This is a genomic window from Litoreibacter ascidiaceicola (genome assembly GCF_900129235.1).
Classification (GTDB): domain Bacteria; phylum Pseudomonadota; class Alphaproteobacteria; order Rhodobacterales; family Rhodobacteraceae; genus Litoreibacter; species Litoreibacter ascidiaceicola.
Genome location: NZ_FQUV01000003.1, coordinates 395,610 through 414,002, shown reverse-complemented (window position 1 = coordinate 414,002; position 18,393 = coordinate 395,610). Strand labels below are relative to the sequence as shown.

Below are 18,393 nucleotides of genomic sequence, written 5' to 3'. Positions count from 1 at the left end.
CCCAAGCTCTGTTTGCGACATGCGGAAAGGCCTTATTTTACCATATTTTTTAGGGATTTGGGTGACGTTAAGACATATGCAAAAACCGCATAGGGGCCATGCAAAATTCATTCTTGTGGGACGCGTGACCGAACCCTAAATGCGGCTCAGATACTCATATCGCTCAACAATTGGGCACAATCAAAAAAGGACGACTCGCATGGCTGTATATGAAACCTCCCGCTCGCTGAACGAAGGCGTCCGCGCCGATGCACGTGGCTTCTTCGCTTCTCTCTTCGCAACTGTTGCAACATGGAATGACCGCCGCGTCACCCGCAACGCTCTGTCGGCTTTGACCGCACGCGAACTGGAAGACATTGGCCTGAACCGCGGCGACATCTACAACGTCTAAGCCACAGGGCTTACCGTATCGAAATCGCAAAGCCGCCCCTCGGGGTGGCTTTTTTCGTTTTCAAAGTTGAGTTCTTTACTTACCGGGCATGACCACGCGAAGGCCACGCGCCATGGCTTCGGTTGCCGGATCGGAATCCAGAAGAAACGCTGCAAAAACCTGAGCACTCGGCCCCTTTTTCAGCGTATCAATGCGGCTTTCGTATTCGTCTGCACCCAGCTGAGCCAGAACGAACCCTTTAAACATCACAAAGATCAGGGCGATGGTAACCATGCTTTTTATCGGGAGAAGTTTCTTGCGACGCGGCTTAACCACCTCGACAACAAGGCCATCCTTGTTGACCTTGCGCACGACCTTTTTCTTCGGGTCGCTTTTCTGCTGAATCGCATTTAGTCGCTCGATAAAGCGATCTTTATTAACGTCTGCCAAAACCTGATCCCAGTGCTTATGAATTGCACATTTGCGATCTTCGCTAACAGGTTTGCAGAAAAACTCCTACAAAAATCCTATTTTTTACACATTCTGAGCGCAGTCCATTCGCCAATGTCGCGTCTTTGCGACAGTTCGAATCCGGTTTTCTCGTAAACCGCCTGAACTTCATCCGCCTGTTCGATCAACAAACCCGAAAGAATAATCGTACCGCCTGCGGCACAATGCGCCGCCATATCGGGGGCCAAATCAATCAAGGGCCCCTTTAGAATATTCGCAAAAATCAAATCGAATGGCGCTTTTTCGGCAATAGCCTCGTGCCCGAAACCAATCGCTTCCAGACAGGTAATCTTGTCCGCCATGCCATTGGCCTGAGCATTCACTTCCGCGACCTCGACCGCAACGGGGTCAATATCGGACGCAATCACCACATCGCCCCAGACCGCAGCCGCTGCCATGGCCAGTACCGCTGTGCCACACCCCACGTCGATGACGTTTCTGGCGTGGCCGCCCTCGCTCACATAGTCTTCCAAGGACAACAGGCAGCCTTGCGTGGTGCCATGATGTCCTGTCCCGAAGGCCATTGCTGCCTCGATCAACAGCGATATCTTGTCGGCAGGAACTTTGTCCGCGTCATGCGCGCCGTAGACAAAGAAGCGCCCCGCCTCGACAGGGGCAAGTTCGCGGCGCACATGGGCGACCCAATCCGTCTCGGGGATCTCGGACACCACAAATGGCTTCGCGCCGTGCAGTGCCGTCAACAACGCCAGCTCCACATCGCTGGGCTGGTCCATGAAGTAGCCGCCCACTTCCCAAAGGCCGGAGCCATCCTCGACCTCGAATACGCCAACACCCGTTGGAGCAGGTTCCAACGCTTCCAAAGCCTCGCCCAAGGCTTGCGCGGCGGGTTCTCCCATCAGGGTGGTCAAAGCGGTATAAGTTGGCATGGGCTGGCTCCTTAATGTTGCCGTTCGCTTAGGCCGCTGCCGGCCCCGGCGCAAGCCCCCGACGCATTACTCCGCCAGGGCCGCCTTGGTGCGGGCAAAGATGGTCTCGTGGCCCGGCTCAGGGTGGCGCGGGATCAGCATCGACAGCACAAGCGAGGTGATCGCCATGCCCGCCGCCGCAATGAACACCGACGCGGGCGAGTTGATCCACATATATCCCAGCACCACCGGCAGGAACACGGCGGCGATATGGTTGATGGTAAACGCCACGGCAGCGGTTGGTGCGATGTCGGCGGGGTCCGCGATCTTCTGGAAATAGGTCTTCAGCGCGAACGCCATGGAGAAAAACAGGTGGTTCACCACATAAAGCCCGGCCGCCAGCACCACGCCCCAGCCGAAATAGTAAATGCCGCCATAGGCAAGGAACACAATCGTCAGGCCGACATATTCGAAGATCAGCATCCTGCGCTCGCCATAAACGCCAATCGCCCGCCCGATCAACGGGGCGAATATCATGTTGGCGACGTAGTTGATCAAAAACAGCGCCGTCACTTCATGCACTTCGAAACCGAAACGCTCGACCATCATGAAGGCCGCGAACACCACGAATATCTGACGCCGCGCGCCAGACACGAATTGCAGCGCGTAATAGAGCCAGTAGCGTTTGCGCAGCACCATGGTCTTGTTTTGCGGGTTCGGCGTCTCGAATTGCGGAAAGTAAAACAGGCAGAACGCGGCGATCAGCACCGTGATGCCACCCGACGCCAAATAGACCAGCTCATAGCTTAGATCGAAGGTCTTCCACGTCAGCACCAGCAACCCGTAGGCGATCAGCGAGGCGAAGCTCCCCGCCGCCGTCAGCCAGCCCAGCGTTTGCGGGGCCTTGGCCTTGTCGATCCATTGCAGTTGCAGCGACTGGTTGACCGTCTCGTAATAATGAAACCCGATGGAGGACAGCAGCGTCAGCATCAAAATGCCACCAAACTGCGGGAAATAGGATGTCATCGCGGTGGCCGCGCCCAAAAGGATCAGCGAAATCAACCCCAGCACCTGTTCGCGGATGAAGATGATCAGGAAGATCACCCCGATCGCGAGAAACCCCGGAATTTCACGCACCGTGTGCAGCCAGCCGATTTCGACGCCGGTAAATCCGGCCACCTCGATGACAAAATTGTTGAGCAGGGCCGACCATGTCGCAAAGGCAATCGGCATGGCAAAGGCCATAAGAAACAGCAAGAAAACAGGCTGGCGCACGAAGGGCAGCGCCTTCGCTTCATCCAAATCCATGCGTCTGATCTTGTCTCCGAACATGGCGAAGGCTTACGCCTGTCCCACCAGAATGGCGAGCAGAAACCGCAGCACGTGGCGCGCTAGTTCACCACCTCGACCTCATAAGGGACGGTCACCGCCGCCCCGTCCACACCGGGGCGCGACAGGTCGGTCAGCACCAGCTCGATGCGGTATTTGCCTGCGTCAGGCAACGCAAAACCGGCGGTGATGAAATTGTCGAAATAGTCGTCCGGCACCGGAATGCGGTGGGTGCTTTGCCCCTTATAGACGAACGCCGACGGCACGCGCTGCTCCCCCGGCTCGTCAAGCCGAGTCACGACCAGATCCATGTTGATCTCGTACCGCGCCTTCGAGGTGCCGGGGTCGTAACGCCCGACATTGAGCAGGTTGGCGTGCAAGGAAATCCGCTCGCCGGTTTTGTATACATTGCTGGCACGGCGCACGGGTGGCCCGCCGGGCTGGCGCGCGGCCTCATCCACCAAGGCTTGCGATTTTATCGCCATCGGCGGCAGCGCGTCTTGTCGTGCTGCGGCGTTTTCGTCGATTTGCTGGTCAAACGGCGTGCGGGGGCCGAACTGCTCAAGGTTGTTCATCATGTAGCGCATCGACATCGCATAGCAGTCCTGCCGCAACTGCGGGCTGTCCATGGTGACAATCGTGTCGGTGTAGATGAACTCACGGCCCGTCAACGGCTTGCGGATCAATCTGCATTCGGGCTGGTCCAACAGCACTTCCAACCCTTCCAGAAGCGGCTGTTGCGCGCTCGAGCTGAGGAAGCTTTTCACGACCTGATCGAATTTGGCGGGGTCGGTCGTCGGCACGTTGGTCGCAAGAAAGAACGCCACCGTGCCGCCTTCGGTCTTCGCCGTCTCGATGGTGCGGTCGATGGCATAGAAATCCGTGTCGATCACCGTGCGGGTGCTCGCCTCCAGCCCTTCTTGGGCCACAGCGGCGTTCCACGCAGCTTCGTCAACGATGCGCCCGTCGTTTTGGTTGATGATCACAAACCAGGCCTCCACGTCCTGCGCGGCAGCAGGAACGGCCAAAAGGGACAAGGTCAGCGGCAGGAATTTCAACATCAGAGCACCTTGGAATGACTAAACAATACTCCAAGCGTAGCAAAGGGCGCACCAAGGCGCGCCCTTCATTTTACATGTCACCGCCCGTAGGCGGGAAAAGGCTCAGGCCGACACGCGGCTCACGATGGCCCCAAGGTCCGACGCGATGGCGTCAATGTCGCCCATGGCATCCACCCGCACCAAAACACCCTTGCCGTCATAATAGTCAATCAACGGCGCGGTTTGCGCGTGGTAAGCCTCAAGACGCGAGGCAACCGTTTCCGCATTGTCGTCTGCACGGCGTACCATCTGGGTGCTGCCGCACTTGTCACAGGTCTCCGCCACAACAGGGGCTTTGAAGGTATCGTGATAGCCTTCGCCGCATCCCTTGCAGGTGAAGCGGCCCGCGATGCGCGTGACCATCTCCGCATCATCCACATCCAGCGAAATCGCCGCGTTGATGCGTTGGCTTGACGCTTTCAACAGATCATCCAGCGCCTCCGCCTGCACCGTGGTGCGCGGGAAGCCGTCGAGGATCACGCCCTTGGCGCAGTCAGACTCCGCCAAGCGATCCTTCAGGATCGCCAGTACGATTTCGTCGCTGACCAGCCCACCGGATTCCATCACCGCCTTGGCTTGCTTGCCCGCCTCGGTGCCAGCGGCAACTGCGGCGCGCAGCAAATCACCCGTCGACAACTGCACAAGGCCGAAGCCTTCTTCCAGTTTACGCGCTTGCGTCCCCTTACCCGCGCCCGGAGGCCCGAGCAGGATCAGCACAGGCGCCGCGTCGGGAATGTTGGACCCATCCATTACGCGTCCTTCCGGTTCATGCGGTTGGCGATCAAGTCATCGACCACGGCAGGTTCCGCCAGCGTGGAGGTATCCCCCAACGCGCCGAAATCATCTTCGGCAATCTTGCGCAGAATGCGGCGCATGATCTTACCGGAGCGTGTTTTCGGCAGGCCGGGTGCCCATTGGATCAGGTCCGGTTTGGCAATCGGGCCGATCTCGGTGCGAACCCATTTTTCCAGCTCCTTGCGCAGCTCTTCGGTGGGCTCCACGTCGTTCATCAAGGTGACATAGGCGTAGATGCCTTGGCCTTTGATGTCATGCGGGTAGCCCACAACCGCGGACTCGGCCACTTGGGCATGTGCCACAAGCGCGCTTTCGACTTCGGCAGTCCCCATACGGTGGCCGGACACGTTGATCACGTCATCGACGCGCCCCGTAATCCAGTAATCGCCATCCGCATCGCGCTTGCAGCCGTCACCGGTGAAGTAGTAGCCGGGGTAGTCGCTGAAATAGGTCTTCTCGAACCGCTCATGATCGCCCCAAACGGTGCGCATCTGGCCGGGCCACGAGTTGGCGATAACCAGCACGCCGTCCACGTCATTGCCTTCGATGACTTCCGCCGATTGCGGGTCCAGAACCAGCGGCTTGATCCCGAAGAACGGCTGCTGCGCCGATCCCGGCTTCAAATTCGTAGCTCCCGGCAATGGCGTCATCAGGTGGCCGCCGGTTTCGGTCTGCCACCATGTGTCAACGATCGGCACTTTGCCCTTGCCGACGACGTTGTAATACCACGTCCATGCCTCAGGATTGATCGGCTCGCCCACAGTGCCCAGCACTTTCAGATCGCTCAGATCACGTCCTTCAACAAAGCTGTCGCCCTGTCCCATCAACGCGCGCAGCGCGGTCGGTGCGGTGTAGAACTGGTTTACCTTGTGCTTTTCGCACACGTCCCAGAACCGGCCTGCGTCTGGGAAGGTCGGCACGCCTTCGAACATGATCGTCGTCGCGCCATTGGCCAGCGGGCCATAGACGATGTAGCTGTGGCCGGTAACCCAGCCCACATCCGCCGTGCACCAGAACACGTCGCCATCATGGTAGTCGAAGACGATCTCATGCGTCATGGCCGCATAGGTCAGATAGCCGCCGGAGCTGTGAACCACGCCCTTGGGCTGGCCGGTCGAGCCGGAAGTATAGAGTATAAACAGCGGATCTTCGGCGCTCATCTCGGCGGGGTGGCAGCTGTCGTCCGCCTCCATCGCCATCTCGTCGTAGTCATAGTCACGGTCGGTCCACGTGGTCTGCCCGCCTGTGCGCTTGACCACCAGACATTTCACGCTGTCCTTGCAGTGCAACAATGCTTGGTCAGTGTTCGACTTCAGCGGTGTGGAGCGCCCGCCTCGTGGCGCGTGATCTGCCGTGATCACCACCTTGGCGTCACAGCCGTTGATCCGCGCCCCCAAAGCATCCGGCGAGAAGCCCGCGAACACGATGGAATGGATCGCGCCAATGCGCGCGCAGGCCAGCATGGCGTAGGCCGCTTCGGGGATCATGGGCAGATAGATGACAACGCGGTCGCCTTTGCGCACGCCAAGGCTTTCCAGCACATTGGCCATTTTGCAGACCGACTTATGCAGTTGCTTGTAGGTAATGTGCTTGGCGTCTTCCTTGGTGGGATCATCCGGTTCCCAGATGATCGCGGTCTGGTCGCCACGTGCCGCCAGATGGCGGTCGATGCAGTTGGCCGCGACGTTCAGGGTGCCATCGGCGAACCAGTTGATATGGACGTTGCCCAAGGTGAAATCCACGTCCGAGACTTGGCTGAACGGCTTGATCCAGTCCAGCCGCTTGCCCTGCTCCGCCCAGAAGGCGTCGGGGTCGGCCACAGAGGCTGCGTACATTTTCTCGTAACCCGCCGCGTCCACATGGGCGGCCTTGGCGAAGGCAGGGTCCGGGGCATAGGTCGTGTCTGGATTGGATGGGGTCGTCATATGGTCCTCCGCAAAATCTGAGCAAGGAGCTTGACGCAAGGGCACTCCCGCCCTGCACCTTATCTTGTAGATAGTGCTCCCTTACCGGAGCTTATAGCACGCTCATTTTAAAATTGCCGTCAAGCGTCGGGTATTGAAAGATAATTTTGTAAACTTATTTCCCTTATTCAGCCAATTCTTGGGGAAAGAGTTGTAAATTTAGTAAATATATTGCTGCTCCATTGACTTGCCGCAACGCAGCAGAGGCCATTTCAGCAGCCAACCTTCAGCAGTTTTCCACCACGCCGCGTGCGCTACCAGACCATAGTCGCGCGATATGTTGGCGCAAAATGACGCAGCGGAAGGCAGGCCACCCGAACAGGGCAACCTGCGATTCTCAGCTGGCGAGCACGTTGCGGAACTGCCAGGGGTCGCTTTCGTCGATGTCTTCGGGGAAATGCTGCCACCGGTCCTGCAAGGGCGTCCAGTCGGTGTAATGCCCCTCAACCGGCCCAAGATACGGACGTTGAACCTCCAAACACCGCGCATGGTCCATCTCGTCGGTCTCGACGATCCCCGCATTCGGGTTCTCCAGCGCCCAGACTATGCCTGCCAGCACCGCTGACGTGACCTGCAACCCAGTGGCGTTCTGATACGGCGCCAGTTTGCGCGTTTCCGCGTTGGACAGGCGCGAGCCGAACCACAGAGCGTTCTTTTCATGCCCGTACAAAAGCACGCCCAACTCGTCGATGCCCTCGACGAGTTCGTCCACGTCCAGAATTTCGTGCTCCACCTGCTGGCGACCAGAGCCGAACATCTCGTGCAGCGACAGCACCGCGTCGTCGCAGGGGTGGTACGCATAATGGCAGGTCGGGCGATACTCCGGCGCGTCTGCCGCGCCGACGGTGTAGTAATCCGAGATCGACACCGCCTCGTTATGGGTCACCAGATAGCCGAATTGCGGACCCGGCGTCGGGCACCATGTGTGCACGCGGGTGATCGCACCCGGACGCTCCAGCCAGATGGCGGACTGACAGCCCACATCATAGCTATGCGCATTCTCCGGCATCCACGTCTCATGCGTGCCCCAGCCCAACTCCGCAGGCTGGAACCCTTCCGCGATGAAGCCTTCGACCGACCATGTGTTCACGAACACATTGCGGGGGCGCGGCAGGCGGCGGGCTTGGGTGTCGCGTTCGGCAATGTGGACGCCTTTGACGCCAAGCGATTGCATCAGCTTGCCCCACCCTTCGCGGGTGGTCGGCGCGGTCGCGTCCTTGCCGGTGTCCTGCGCCAGCATCAGCAATGCCTCTTTGACGAACCAGCTCACCATGCCGGGGTTCGCCCCGCAGCACGACACCGCCGTCGATCCACCGGGGCGCGCCGCCTTCTCGTCACGCACCTTCTGGCGCAGGGCATAATTGGTCCGCTCCGCGTTGCTTTCAGTCTCGAAATAGAAGCCGTCCCAAGGCTCCACCACCGTGTCGATGTACGGCACCTCCATCTCGCGGCAGAACTTCATCAGGTCCAGCGAGGACGTGTCCACCGACAGGTTCACCACAAAGCCGCGGCCGCGCTCCAGCATCCCGCCCAGCAACTCACGGTAATTGTCACGGGTCACAGCCTCGGCCACAAAGCGGATATTGTGCTGCGTCAGGAAGTTGTGGTTGTCGGCGTTCGGCTCGATCACCACGAACTTGTCGGCGTCATATTCGAAATGCCGCTCAATCAGCGGCCATGTGCCTTTGCCGATAGAGCCGAAGCCGATCATCACGATGGGGCCGTCAATACGCCCGTAAACTGGGTGGGTCATTTATCTTCCTCCAAAGCAAAAAGACCGCCCCGAGGGGCGGCCTTTGGGACTGAATGGCACAAGAACCTTAGTTCTGTGCGTAGTATTCGATCACGAGGTTCGGTTCCATCATGACAGGGTAAGGCACGTCGCCCAGACCCGGAGTGCGCACGAAGGTCGCTTTCATTTTGGAGTGGTCGACTTCCATGTAGTCAGGAACGTCACGCTCTGGCAGTTGCGATGCTTCGAGCACCAGCGCCATTTGCTTGGACTTCTCACGGACTTCGATCACGTCGCCTTCCTTCACACGGTAGGAAGGAATGTTGACGCGCTGGCCGTTCACGGTCACGTGGCCGTGGTTCACGAACTGGCGGGCCGCAAAAACGGTCGGCACGAACTTGGCGCGGTAGACAACAGCATCCAGACGACGCTCCAGCAGGCCGATCAGGTTTTCACCGGTGTCGCCTTTAACACGAGCAGCTTCAACGTAGGTACGCTTGAACTGCTTCTCGGTCAGGTCGCCGTAGTAGCCTTTCAGCTTCTGCTTGGCGCGCAGCTGCAGACCGAAGTCCGACAGTTTGCCCTTGCGGCGCTGACCGTGCTGGCCGGGGCCATATTCACGACGGTTAACTGGGGATTTTGCGCGACCCCAGATGTTTTCGCCCATCCGGCGGTCAATTTTGTATTTGGCAGCAGTACGTTTCGTCACTTGCTGATCTCCTTCTTGCATTTTCAGAAGGGCGTTGTCCTTCCCCCGGATTTTGCCGGGGTGACAGGGTTCCTCTTGCGAGGGCCACCAACACCAATGAAGAGGCGCTTATAGACGGGTTCAGGGCAGAGTCAACAGGCCCGGCGCTACGGCTGCGCCTTTGCAATTTCACGACGCAAACGCGCACTCGCTTTGCGCACGCGTTGCCCCATTTTACCATCCAGATCAGCGCGAACGGTATGGAAGGTCACCATCGCATCCCAGACCAAAACGAACGAGATTTCCTCGACCACCGGAATAGTCGTAACTCCCGGCATCACCATGCCCGTCGTCAGCTGCAAAGCCTTCGATCTTGGTCCGTTCTCGGTCGCGGTGACAGCACGCGCGTTCTTCATGCCGCCGGAGTAGTCAAACACCGCCTTTATCCAACGGGCTGATTTCGCACCTTTGGGGATATTGAACTTCTGCCCCTTGGTATGGGCCTGTGCTTTGCTGAAAAACAGCCGGAACATCTTGTCGAATTCGGCCTCGGTGCCGCTACCTGCCTGTGCGTCGGCGCGCGCAACATACGCAACGATTGTGTCGTTGAATTCGCCGATCCGCTCCAATTCCTCGACCGCCTTGGTCTCGAATACCGCGACGTCTTTCGGGGCGCCCTTGGCCGCCGACACGTCTTTGTAGCCCCGCGGCGTAGGGACGGTCGCGGACACGCCGTCATAGCTCAGCGTCGCGGTCCAGCCAGAGCCGGCAATGCTCAGGGCAATCGCCAGCGTGAGGAGTATTTTCATAGTCGACCTTTGTTCAAACGGATGGCGGCGTAGATTTGCCAAACACGATATTGCTCGACGCCCCCAAACCGTAACGCAGGCTAGTCCCAATCGCCAGAAGGCTCAGCACCAGCCACAGCCCGCCCCACATCACCGTTGCCCCACCAAACTCGTTGGCCATCAACCACGCGTCGGATTGCAGATGCGACCGCGCGATGGTGTCGGAGAAAATGTCGAACGGCACGTAGATCATCGAGGTCAGCCCGATCACCCGCAGCACCAGATCATTGGCGCGGTGATCCAGCCATCGCGCCACCGCCAGCAACACCACTGCCAGACCGATGCAAAACAGCAAGGCAAACAGGTCACGCAAGTACAACGCTGCCATCACCAGCAGCAGCAGCCCCAATCCCGCCACCACAGCGCGGTCCGCCGTGCTGCGCAAGGCCGCGAACAGCAGCGCCATGCCAAGCAGCAACGAGCCCAGATAGCCAGCCGTCAACGACCAGAAGCGCGAACCGCCGCGCAACTGCGCTAGCCCGCCTTGCTCCGGGGAAATGGTGATTTGCTCGATGGAGCCGCCCGTGAGGATCGCGGCCAATCCGTGGGACAGCTCATGCAGCAACACCACGACGATTTTCAGCGGCACCATGACCGGCGTCGACCACAATGCGAAAATAACGGCGACCAGCACCAGCAACTGCCAATGGCCTTTCACAAAGGCCACGGGTCTACACCATGTCGTGCATCAGGATCGCAGCTTCGGAGCGGTCAAGATTGCGCCGCGCAAACGGGCCATAGCTGTGAAGGTCGCGTTTCAAGTCAGGGAACAGGTCCAGCAAACCGGCACGTTGCCCAGCATCCACCGTCTTCAGCGTGGTATTCGCCGGATGGTAACTTTCCGTCGCCACCCCGTTGGCCCACAGAACCTGATGGCGCGACAACAGCAGGTGAATATAGGTCACCTCTTTCACGGTGTGATCCACAAAAACCGAATTGTCGTTGATCAGGTCGGACGCCGCCACCAGCACTTCCGGCTGGTTGAACAAGGCTTGCGCATTGGGGCCGGAGAACAAGATCCGGTGATGCGGCGAGACCAGCAAATCTTCGTCCGGCACATCTAGATCCAGCGCCGCTGCCCGCAGGCGCACGGGGCGCAACTCGGGCATCGCATAAAGCCGCGCACCAGACATGCGGCGACGACCGATCCACAGGATTTCCTGCGCCCCGTCATCCTTGGTCTGCACCACGTCGCCGACACCCAGATGTTCCACATGCGCTTCGCCATCAGGCGTGCGAATGCGCGTGCCTTCGGTAAAGCAGATCACATCACCGCCAAAATCGCTGGAACTGCGTTGAACCGCGGGTGTGCTTGGGGCGGAGGTCACACGGTATTCGCGCCCCGCAAGCGGCACACCATCGACACACCACCACAACATCGTTGCGAGTTTGGAGGATCGTATCGGCACCAGCGTGAACCGCACCTCACCATCCGACAGCACGTAGCCCTCAGGCCCTGTCATGTCGTCGTCGCCAACGGTGACATCACCGCCTTCGGGTAAGTCGAACTTGCGCTGCACGACGCGCGCGACACGGCGGCGCAAATCTTCGCGGCCGATCTCACCCGTTAGGATCAATGGAGAATGCGTCCCATCCAGACGCACGGCGTCCCCGTGCCAAGACCAGACCTGACCGGTCTGAGGCAGCTGTCCCAAAGCACTTGCGGCTCCGTCCAGCTGAATTTGGTCTGACGTGAGGACATACGTGCCTGTAAAGCCCGTTTTCATGTCCGTTACCTGCTCAAGTTTTTTATTTTTTTGGTCGTCTTTTTTAAGCGGTAACACGAAAATCCGTATCTGGATAGGCATGCGTTAACAATTCGTTAAGACGTGTAGCTCACCTGTTGCATAGAGGACTCCCTCTGAGCTGTCAGAACTGGATATTCACGCTCAGCGCGCCGACAATCTGCCCCTCGGGCTGGCTCTCGTATTCCTCGCTCAGATAGGTCGCCCCGTAAAACAAGGCCGCGCGCTGGAACTGCTGATGCACTCCCGCCCGAAACCGCGCCCGCATGTCTTTCGCAGCGATCCCCGGCGTGTCGAGGTATTTGCTATCCGCCACATACGCGACATCGCCGCCCATAATGAAAGACAATCCCGTAGGCCGATCCCCTTGAATGCCGGTGTAAAGCAGCCCCGTCGTGCTGTCGCGCAGCAGCAAGGCCCCTGTCCCGAAGCCGCCAAAGGTTACATCAGCCCCCACCCGCGCCAGCGTTTCCGCCCCCGCCTGAAGCTCCACGAACGGGCGCACACGGCCCGCCCCGCCAAGCGCGAACTCGCGACCGGCCTCGAATGTCACGGTCGGGTAAACCGCATTGGCAACCTGAAACCCGTCCACATTCACGCTGGACGACGCGAATACCCCGTGCAGCTCGTCCTGCAACTGGTCAATCTTGGTTTGCGGGCCGACAAATACCAGATCGAGCCCAAGGCTCATCTCGGTGGCACCTTTCTGGAAATGCGTATGCGCCCCGACCGACAGCGCGCCCACATACAACCGATCCGACGCTCTGGGCGCGGCCACGTTGACGGGGGTAATCATCTCGGCGCGGAACCGGTATTCGATCAACGCCCCGAAGCTGTCAGGCCGTTGCCCCGACCATTCCGTACCGCGCAGATGCGACACCACCAACGACGCGCTGCGCCAGCGGTCCTTGTTGTCACCGATGGCGTCATTGGTGAACAGGCTTCCCCACCCCAAAGAGCGGTTGCCATCAGCCGACGCGCCACCGGTCACAGCCAGCAGCATCACGGTCGCCATAAGAGTACGCAGAGAGTTCATCGGGGGCCTCACGGTCATTTGCAGCCGTTATCCGCAAAGCAGCCCCGTGCCACAAGACAGCGCCACGCGGCAAACCGCGCGCTACGGCATCTGCGCAACAGGCTATCCCGTCCCGCGTCCGCCCATATCGGTCGGCGCCACCGAGACGGACTTGATCACTGCATAGCAACGCAGCCCCGCTGTCAGCCCCATCGTTCTGGCGGAGCGTCGGGTGATCCGCGCCATCAACGCATCCTCGCCGGAGCGCAACGCCACCGCCACCCCCGGCCCCTGTCCTTCATGTATCTGCGTCACCGTGCAGGGCAGGATATTCAGCGCCGACAACCCGTCCGGCTTGTCTTTGGATAGGATCACATCGCTGGCACGAATACGCACCCGCATCGCAGTTCCATCCTCGGCTTGCACCTTTGGAAGAAACAGCCGGCCCGCGCTGGTGGCCAAAACGCTCAACCCGTCGCTGGCATCAGCCTGCGCCACGGTGACGTTCAAAATGGCCCCCGCCTCGCGCACCCCGATATCGGAAATTGCCGCCGGATCGGACAAAAGCTGCGCCAGCGCACCCGACCGCACCACCCGCCCGTCCCGCATCACCACCAGATGATCCGCCAACTGCGCAACTTCCGACATGGCGTGGCTGACATAGAACACCGGAATGCTGGTCTTGGCGACAAGCGCTTGCAGGTAGGGCAGGAAGTCCGTCTTACGCGCGTCGTCCAGCGCCGCCAGCGGCTCGTCCATCAGCAACACTTTCGGTTGGCTCGTCAGCGCCCGCGCAATCGCCACGCGCTGCGCCTCGCCGCCCGACAGGTCACGCGGATACCGCTCCATCAGGTGCTCGATGCCCAGCACCGCCAGCCCGCCATCGCCCCGCGTGGAATACAGCTGGTTTGGCCGCCCATAGCCGATATTTTGTCCGACGCTCATATGCGGGAACAAGCGCGGTTCTTGAAACACATACCCGATCCGGCGCTTGTGCGGCGGCACAAAAACACCCGTCTCGCCGTCAAACAGCACCTGATCCCCAAGGCGGATATGCCCTGCATCAGGGCGACTCAACCCCGCAATCGCATTAATCACCGAGGTCTTCCCGCAGCCCGATGGCCCGAACAGCGCCGTCACCCCGCCTTCGCTCTCAAACGATGCATCTAGCGCGAAATCTCCAAGGCGCTGCGTGATCTGGACCGAAACGCTCATGCCCGCCGCCCCGCAACTTTACGTGCGACCCATTCGGACACCGCAACCGCGCCCAGCGCGATCACCAGAGACACCAGCACCAGTTTGCCCGCTTGGCTTTCGCCGCCGGGCACTTGCAAGAAGGCGTAAATGGCCGAGGGGATGGTCTGCGTCTGCCCCGGAATGGCCGCAACGAATGTAATCGTCGCGCCGAATTCGCCCATGGCCTTGGCGAAGCCCAAAACCGCGCCTGCAATCACCGATGGCAAAGCCGCGGGCAAGGTGATCGTGCGGAAAACCCGCCACGGCGACGCGCCAAGTGTGGTGGCCGCTTGCTCCAGCTTCGGATCACTCGCCTCGAACCCAAGCCGGATGGCGCGCACCATCAAGGGAAACGCCATGATCGCCGCGGCCAGCGCAGCCCCCGTCCAGCGGAAGGCGAACACGATGCCAAGGTTGCTGAGGAAGCCGCCCACCGCGCCTTGCGTGCCGAAGGTCAGCAACAACAGATAGCCGGTGACCACGGGAGGCAGCACCAGCGGCAGCAACACCAGCGCGTTCAACACGCCCTTGCCCACAAACTCACGCCGCGCCAGCAGATGTGCCACCCAGATCGCCAATGGCAGGATCGCCAGCGTCGCCACAATGGACACCCGCAGCGACAGCGCCACCGCGCCCCATTCCTCTGGTCCCAAGCCAAGCATCACGGAACCCCGAACTCATGCGCCGCGTAAACAGCGCGCGCCGTATCGCTTTGCAGCGCCTCCATCACCGCACCCGCCTCCGGCTTCGCGCTGGCTGTCAAAGCCACGGGGTAGCGGATTGGCAGGTCGGGCAATTCAAGCAAGGCGTGGATGACATGCACCGCAGGCTCCGCAGCCGCATCACTTGCGTAAACCACCGCGAACGGCACCTCGCCACGCGCCGCCAAAGCTAGCGCCGCGCGGGCGCTGTCGGTTTCAACCAGACGCGGGGCGATGGCGTCCCAGTGGCCCGCGCGTTCCAGATAGGCCTTCGCGTAGATGCCCACCGGCACCGACGCAATCAACCCCGTCGCGACGCGGCCATCGCTTGCGAGCATTTCTTCGAACGGCACCGCCTCATGGCCGACGATCACCAGCGCGTTGGACAACAGCTCCACGCGGCTCTCGGGGCGGATCGCGCCTGCATCCTGCGCCGCGTCCATCCAGACCGCGTTGGCCGAGAAGAAAATATCCGCCGGTGCACCCTGCATGATTTGCCGCGCCAGCAGCCCGCTGCCGCCGTAGGAGATGCGCACGGGGAGGCCTCGCGTAACCTCGTCCAACGCCGTTTTCAGACTAGACGCGGCGAAGATCACCACGTCGTCCGCCTGTGCGGGCAGCGTGGCAAGGCAAAACGCCAAGGCTATGAAAACACGACGGATCATGGCCGCCGATTGTGGGCAATGCGCGCGCGGGCGCAAGGCCAAATGCTTCTTGCAGCGGCGCATAAGCGCGTTAGGCTGGCCCTCATGATGACATTCACCAAATCCGAGCTTGAGGACGCCTGCGCCCTCGTCTACCGCCACATGCCCCCCACGGCGCAATATAGCTGGCCGATGCTGAACGCCCGCACGGGCACGCCCACTTGGGTGAAGCACGAAAACCATGGCCCCACCGGCGCGTTCAAAATGCGCGGGGCGATCACGTTTATGGACTGGCTGACCCGCACCCACCCGGGCGTGCCAGGCATCTGCACGGCCACCAAGGGCAACCACGGGCAAGGCCAAGCGCGGATGGCCACGGCGGCGGGGCTACGCGCGCTGATCTACGTCCCCCACGGCAATTCGGTCGAGAAGAACGCCGCCATGCGCGCCTTCGGGGCCGAACTGGTAGAACACGGACAGGATTTCGACGAGGCCAAGGCGGAAGCCTTCCGCGTGGCCGAAGAACAAGGCCTGTTCATCGTGCCGCCCTTCCACAAGGAACTGGTGCGCGGCGTGGCGACTTATGCGTTTGAATTGCTGACCGCCCAGCCCGATCTGGACACGATCTATGTCCCCATCGGCTGCGGCTCGGGTATCTGCGGCACCATTCTGGCGCGCGACGCTTTGGGACTGAAAACCAAGGTGGTGGGCGTGGTGTCAGAGAATGCCCCGACTGCGAAACTATCGGTCGAGGCAGGTCGCATGGTCGAGACCGACAGCGCCGTCACCTTCGCCGACGGCATGGCCGTCCGCCTGCCGGTGCAGGAGGCCTACGACATCTATTCCAAAGGCGCGGAGCGGATCATCACCGTCAGCGACGACGAGGTCGCGGAGGCCATCCGCGCCTATTACACCTGCACTCATAACTTGGCCGAGGGTGCGGGTGCCGCGCCTCTGGCGGGGTTGTTGCAGGAGAAAGAGCAGATGGCGGGCAACAACTGCGCGGTGATCCTGTGCGGCGGGAATATCGACACGGAATGGTTCTTGCAGGTTATGGCGGGCAAAACGCCGAAGGTTTAGCGGCGGTTAATACTGGGCCTTCAACCGCGCGCTCAGCATATTCAGTCTCGTGCGGACCTCGTCGCTGATCGCGCCCTCTCGCGGGACGTCGGTCAGGGTTGTAAACCAATGCTCCGGCGGATTGCGGCCATGGCGGTTGCCCTCGAAACTAAGCGCCCGCAGGACCGCTTCGGCCTTGGGCGGCAGACGGTCGGGCGCCTCATGCCCCGCCAACTCGCCCCAAACAGAAGTCCACAACCGCCCGACGCTCCACGGGTTGTAGCCGCCACCACCCAGCACCAGCAGACGCGGTGCGAGCGGTCGCAACGCCCGCAAGACGCGCAAATGCGCGTTGTTGGACAGGCTCAGATGCGACAGCGGGTCTTCCTCCACCGCGTCCGCCCCGCATTGCAGGACAATCGCGTCGGGGCGATGGGCCGTCACCACAGGCAGGATCAGGCGATCAAGGATCAACGCCATTTCCGTGTCGTTCAATCCGCGCGGCACCGGCAGGTTGTACGCCGAGCCACCAGCCCGATCCTCCACCGCCCCCGTACGCGGCCAAAGCCCTTGCTCATGCACCGAGACCATCACCGTGTCGGGATCACCCGCGAAGCCATGCTCCACCCCGTCGGGATGATGTGCGTCGATATCAACATAGGCGATGCGCTGCACCCCCTGGCGGCGCAGGGACAGCATCGCCAGAACCGGATCGTTGAGATAGCAAAAGCCCCCTGCGCGGTCGGGAAAGCCGTGATGCGTGCCGCCTGCGGGGCTGTAGACGACGCCACCATTCGCCAGCAATTCCCCCGCCAGCATGGCGCCCCCAGCCGACGTGGCAGGGCGGCGGAACATCTCGGGGAAGACCGGATTGTCCAGCGTGCCGATACGGTGGCGCGCGCGGGTCTCCGCGCTGACATGCTGCGCGTCCTCCGCCGCTTGTAACGCGGCGACATACTCGGGGCTGTGCCAGATTTCCAGCGCCTTAGGCTTGGCGCGCGGCGAGTTGACGAACTGCGCGGGCGGCAGCCACCCCAATGCGCGGCTCAGGTCCATCACCGTCGACACCCGAGGCACCCGCAACGGGTGCTTCTTGCCATAGGACGAGCCGCGATAAATCTCGGAGCCGATGAAAAGCGGTTGGGTCAACATGGGGCATATACCTAGCGGCTCTGCGCCGAAGGAACAGGCGTTTCGGCGCAAGACTCTTTAATTATTCACATATGCGGGCTAACTTAGCCAAAAGGGCGTGTAATCGCGCCGTCGGAGCAGAGCATGTCGCTGATCAAAATGAAACACCCCGCCCTCCGGATGGAGGGGTCCCAAAAGCGGGACGTGCGCACGCAGTTCGGGGCGTTGTGCTTTCGGGTGCAGGGCGACGAGACGCAGGTGCTTTTGGTGACGTCACGCAATTCACGGCGCTGGATCATCCCCAAAGGCTGGCCGATGGAAGACCAGTCCCCCGCCCAAGCCGCCGCCATCGAGGCGTTCGAGGAGGCAGGCGTCGAGGGCAAGGCCTACAACATCTGTCTGGGGCTCTATTCCTACACCAAGGTCATGGACAAATCCGACAACCTTCCCTGCGCGGTGTCGGTATTTCCGCTGAAGGTGCAGAAAATCCATAAAGTCTGGCCCGAAAGCAAGCAGCGCACCCGCAAATGGTTCAGCGTCAAGAAAGCCGCCGCCCGCGTACGGGAGCCGGAATTGCGCAAGATTATCAAGAATTTCAACGCGTCCCTGTTGAAAGCCTAACCCGATTGAGGCTTGCCTTCGTCCCGCGCGTGCTTAGAT

General features: G+C 60.7%; 19 protein-coding genes. 3 read left to right on the top strand and 16 right to left on the bottom strand.

Annotated features, from left to right (window positions below; translation table 11 throughout):
• The first annotated feature begins 199 nt into the window (after positions 1-199).
• Positions 200-391 (top strand): DUF1127 domain-containing protein, encoded by a 192-nt coding sequence (locus BUB72_RS08200; RefSeq protein ID WP_073142664.1) that lies wholly within the window; start codon positions 200-202, stop codon positions 389-391.
• 75 nt (positions 392-466) lie between these two features.
• Here the strand turns inward: BUB72_RS08200 and BUB72_RS08195 are convergent, their stop codons facing one another.
• The 15 genes from BUB72_RS08195 to modA form a co-directional block, all read right to left on the bottom strand.
• Positions 467-820 (bottom strand): hypothetical protein, encoded by a 354-nt coding sequence (locus BUB72_RS08195; protein WP_073142662.1) that lies wholly within the window; start codon positions 818-820, stop codon positions 467-469.
• 77 nt (positions 821-897) lie between these two features.
• Complete coding sequence (locus tag BUB72_RS08190) at positions 898-1,767, bottom strand: 50S ribosomal protein L11 methyltransferase (RefSeq protein WP_073142660.1); 870 nt, start codon at positions 1,765-1,767, stop codon at positions 898-900.
• Positions 1,768-1,833: 66 nt separating this feature from the next.
• On the bottom strand, positions 1,834-3,078 hold the full coding sequence (locus BUB72_RS08185; RefSeq protein ID WP_175549135.1) for an MFS transporter: 1,245 nt from the start codon (positions 3,076-3,078) through the stop codon (positions 1,834-1,836).
• A 59-nt stretch (positions 3,079-3,137) separates the two neighbouring features.
• Positions 3,138-4,136, bottom strand: coding sequence for a hypothetical protein (locus tag BUB72_RS08180; protein WP_073142658.1), 999 nt, complete (start codon positions 4,134-4,136; stop codon positions 3,138-3,140).
• A gap of 102 nt (positions 4,137-4,238) precedes the next feature.
• A complete protein-coding gene (locus tag BUB72_RS08175; protein WP_073142656.1) occupies positions 4,239-4,925 on the bottom strand; it encodes an adenylate kinase in 687 nt (228 codons plus the stop codon).
• Entirely contained in the window at positions 4,925-6,895 is a 1,971-nt protein-coding gene (gene acs, locus BUB72_RS08170; RefSeq protein WP_073142653.1) for an acetate--CoA ligase, read from the bottom strand. The genes BUB72_RS08175 and acs overlap by 1 nt, the downstream gene beginning before the upstream one ends.
• Before the next feature lie 376 nt (positions 6,896-7,271).
• Entirely contained in the window at positions 7,272-8,687 is a 1,416-nt protein-coding gene (locus BUB72_RS08165) for a homospermidine synthase (protein ID WP_073142651.1), read from the bottom strand.
• 67 nt (positions 8,688-8,754) lie between these two features.
• On the bottom strand, positions 8,755-9,375 hold the full coding sequence (gene rpsD, locus BUB72_RS08160; RefSeq protein WP_073142972.1) for a 30S ribosomal protein S4: 621 nt from the start codon (positions 9,373-9,375) through the stop codon (positions 8,755-8,757).
• Positions 9,376-9,521: 146 nt separating this feature from the next.
• Positions 9,522-10,163: a hypothetical protein gene (locus BUB72_RS08155; protein ID WP_073142649.1), complete on the bottom strand. Its 642-nt coding sequence runs from the start codon at positions 10,161-10,163 to the stop codon at positions 9,522-9,524.
• Positions 10,164-10,176: 13 nt separating this feature from the next.
• Positions 10,177-10,869, bottom strand: a complete 693-nt coding sequence (locus BUB72_RS08150; RefSeq protein WP_073142646.1) for a M50 family metallopeptidase — start codon at positions 10,867-10,869, stop codon at positions 10,177-10,179.
• A gap of 4 nt (positions 10,870-10,873) precedes the next feature.
• Positions 10,874-11,929, bottom strand: a complete 1,056-nt coding sequence (locus BUB72_RS08145; RefSeq protein ID WP_073142970.1) for a Hint domain-containing protein — start codon at positions 11,927-11,929, stop codon at positions 10,874-10,876.
• 142 nt (positions 11,930-12,071) lie between these two features.
• Entirely contained in the window at positions 12,072-12,983 is a 912-nt protein-coding gene (locus BUB72_RS08140) for a lipid A-modifier LpxR family protein (protein ID WP_073142644.1), read from the bottom strand.
• Positions 12,984-13,085: 102 nt separating this feature from the next.
• On the bottom strand, positions 13,086-14,177 hold the full coding sequence (gene modC / locus BUB72_RS08135) for a molybdenum ABC transporter ATP-binding protein (protein WP_073142641.1): 1,092 nt from the start codon (positions 14,175-14,177) through the stop codon (positions 13,086-13,088).
• Complete coding sequence (modB, locus tag BUB72_RS08130; protein ID WP_073142639.1) at positions 14,174-14,860, bottom strand: molybdate ABC transporter permease subunit; 687 nt, start codon at positions 14,858-14,860, stop codon at positions 14,174-14,176. The genes modC and modB overlap by 4 nt, the downstream gene beginning before the upstream one ends.
• Complete coding sequence (gene modA, locus BUB72_RS08125) at positions 14,860-15,564, bottom strand: molybdate ABC transporter substrate-binding protein (protein ID WP_073142967.1); 705 nt, start codon at positions 15,562-15,564, stop codon at positions 14,860-14,862. The genes modB and modA overlap by 1 nt, the downstream gene beginning before the upstream one ends.
• Before the next feature lie 84 nt (positions 15,565-15,648).
• Between modA and BUB72_RS08120 the strand changes: the two genes are divergently transcribed.
• Positions 15,649-16,623 (top strand): threonine dehydratase, encoded by a 975-nt coding sequence (locus tag BUB72_RS08120; RefSeq protein WP_073142637.1) that lies wholly within the window; start codon positions 15,649-15,651, stop codon positions 16,621-16,623.
• Positions 16,624-16,629: 6 nt separating this feature from the next.
• Here BUB72_RS08120 and BUB72_RS08115 read toward each other — a convergent pair whose 3' ends face one another.
• The gene (locus tag BUB72_RS08115; protein WP_083588607.1) at positions 16,630-17,754 is read right to left on the bottom strand and encodes an acetoin utilization protein AcuC; all 1,125 of its coding nucleotides are present in this window, start codon (positions 17,752-17,754) and stop codon (positions 16,630-16,632) included.
• Positions 17,755-17,877: 123 nt separating this feature from the next.
• Here BUB72_RS08115 and BUB72_RS08110 point away from each other — a divergent pair, with 123 nt between their 5' ends.
• Positions 17,878-18,354: an NUDIX hydrolase gene (locus tag BUB72_RS08110; protein WP_073142635.1), complete on the top strand. Its 477-nt coding sequence runs from the start codon at positions 17,878-17,880 to the stop codon at positions 18,352-18,354.
• Positions 18,355-18,393 lie beyond the last annotated feature (39 nt).

What these genes read in the sequence shown, in the direction of transcription:
- modB (WP_073142639.1), bottom strand. Translation starts at nt 14,860, where the DNA reads ATGCTTGGCTTGGGACCAGAGGAATGGGGCGCGGTGGCGCTGTCGCTG.
- acs (WP_073142653.1), bottom strand. Translation starts at nt 6,895, where the DNA reads ATGACGACCCCATCCAATCCAGACACGACCTATGCCCCGGACCCTGCC.
- BUB72_RS08165 (WP_073142651.1), bottom strand. Translation starts at nt 8,687, where the DNA reads ATGACCCACCCAGTTTACGGGCGTATTGACGGCCCCATCGTGATGATC.
- BUB72_RS08140 (WP_073142644.1), bottom strand. Translation starts at nt 12,983, where the DNA reads ATGAACTCTCTGCGTACTCTTATGGCGACCGTGATGCTGCTGGCTGTG.
- BUB72_RS08155 (WP_073142649.1), bottom strand. Translation starts at nt 10,163, where the DNA reads ATGAAAATACTCCTCACGCTGGCGATTGCCCTGAGCATTGCCGGCTCT.
- BUB72_RS08145 (WP_073142970.1), bottom strand. Translation starts at nt 11,929, where the DNA reads ATGAAAACGGGCTTTACAGGCACGTATGTCCTCACGTCAGACCAAATT.
- BUB72_RS08190 (WP_073142660.1), bottom strand. Translation starts at nt 1,767, where the DNA reads ATGCCAACTTATACCGCTTTGACCACCCTGATGGGAGAACCCGCCGCG.
- modA (WP_073142967.1), bottom strand. Translation starts at nt 15,564, where the DNA reads ATGATCCGTCGTGTTTTCATAGCCTTGGCGTTTTGCCTTGCCACGCTG.
- modC (WP_073142641.1), bottom strand. Translation starts at nt 14,177, where the DNA reads ATGAGCGTTTCGGTCCAGATCACGCAGCGCCTTGGAGATTTCGCGCTA.
- BUB72_RS08180 (WP_073142658.1), bottom strand. Translation starts at nt 4,136, where the DNA reads ATGTTGAAATTCCTGCCGCTGACCTTGTCCCTTTTGGCCGTTCCTGCT.
- BUB72_RS08120 (WP_073142637.1), top strand. Translation starts at nt 15,649, where the DNA reads ATGATGACATTCACCAAATCCGAGCTTGAGGACGCCTGCGCCCTCGTC.
- BUB72_RS08115 (WP_083588607.1), bottom strand. Translation starts at nt 17,754, where the DNA reads ATGTTGACCCAACCGCTTTTCATCGGCTCCGAGATTTATCGCGGCTCG.
- BUB72_RS08110 (WP_073142635.1), top strand. Translation starts at nt 17,878, where the DNA reads ATGTCGCTGATCAAAATGAAACACCCCGCCCTCCGGATGGAGGGGTCC.
- BUB72_RS08175 (WP_073142656.1), bottom strand. Translation starts at nt 4,925, where the DNA reads ATGGATGGGTCCAACATTCCCGACGCGGCGCCTGTGCTGATCCTGCTC.
- BUB72_RS08200 (WP_073142664.1), top strand. Translation starts at nt 200, where the DNA reads ATGGCTGTATATGAAACCTCCCGCTCGCTGAACGAAGGCGTCCGCGCC.
- BUB72_RS08185 (WP_175549135.1), bottom strand. Translation starts at nt 3,078, where the DNA reads ATGTTCGGAGACAAGATCAGACGCATGGATTTGGATGAAGCGAAGGCG.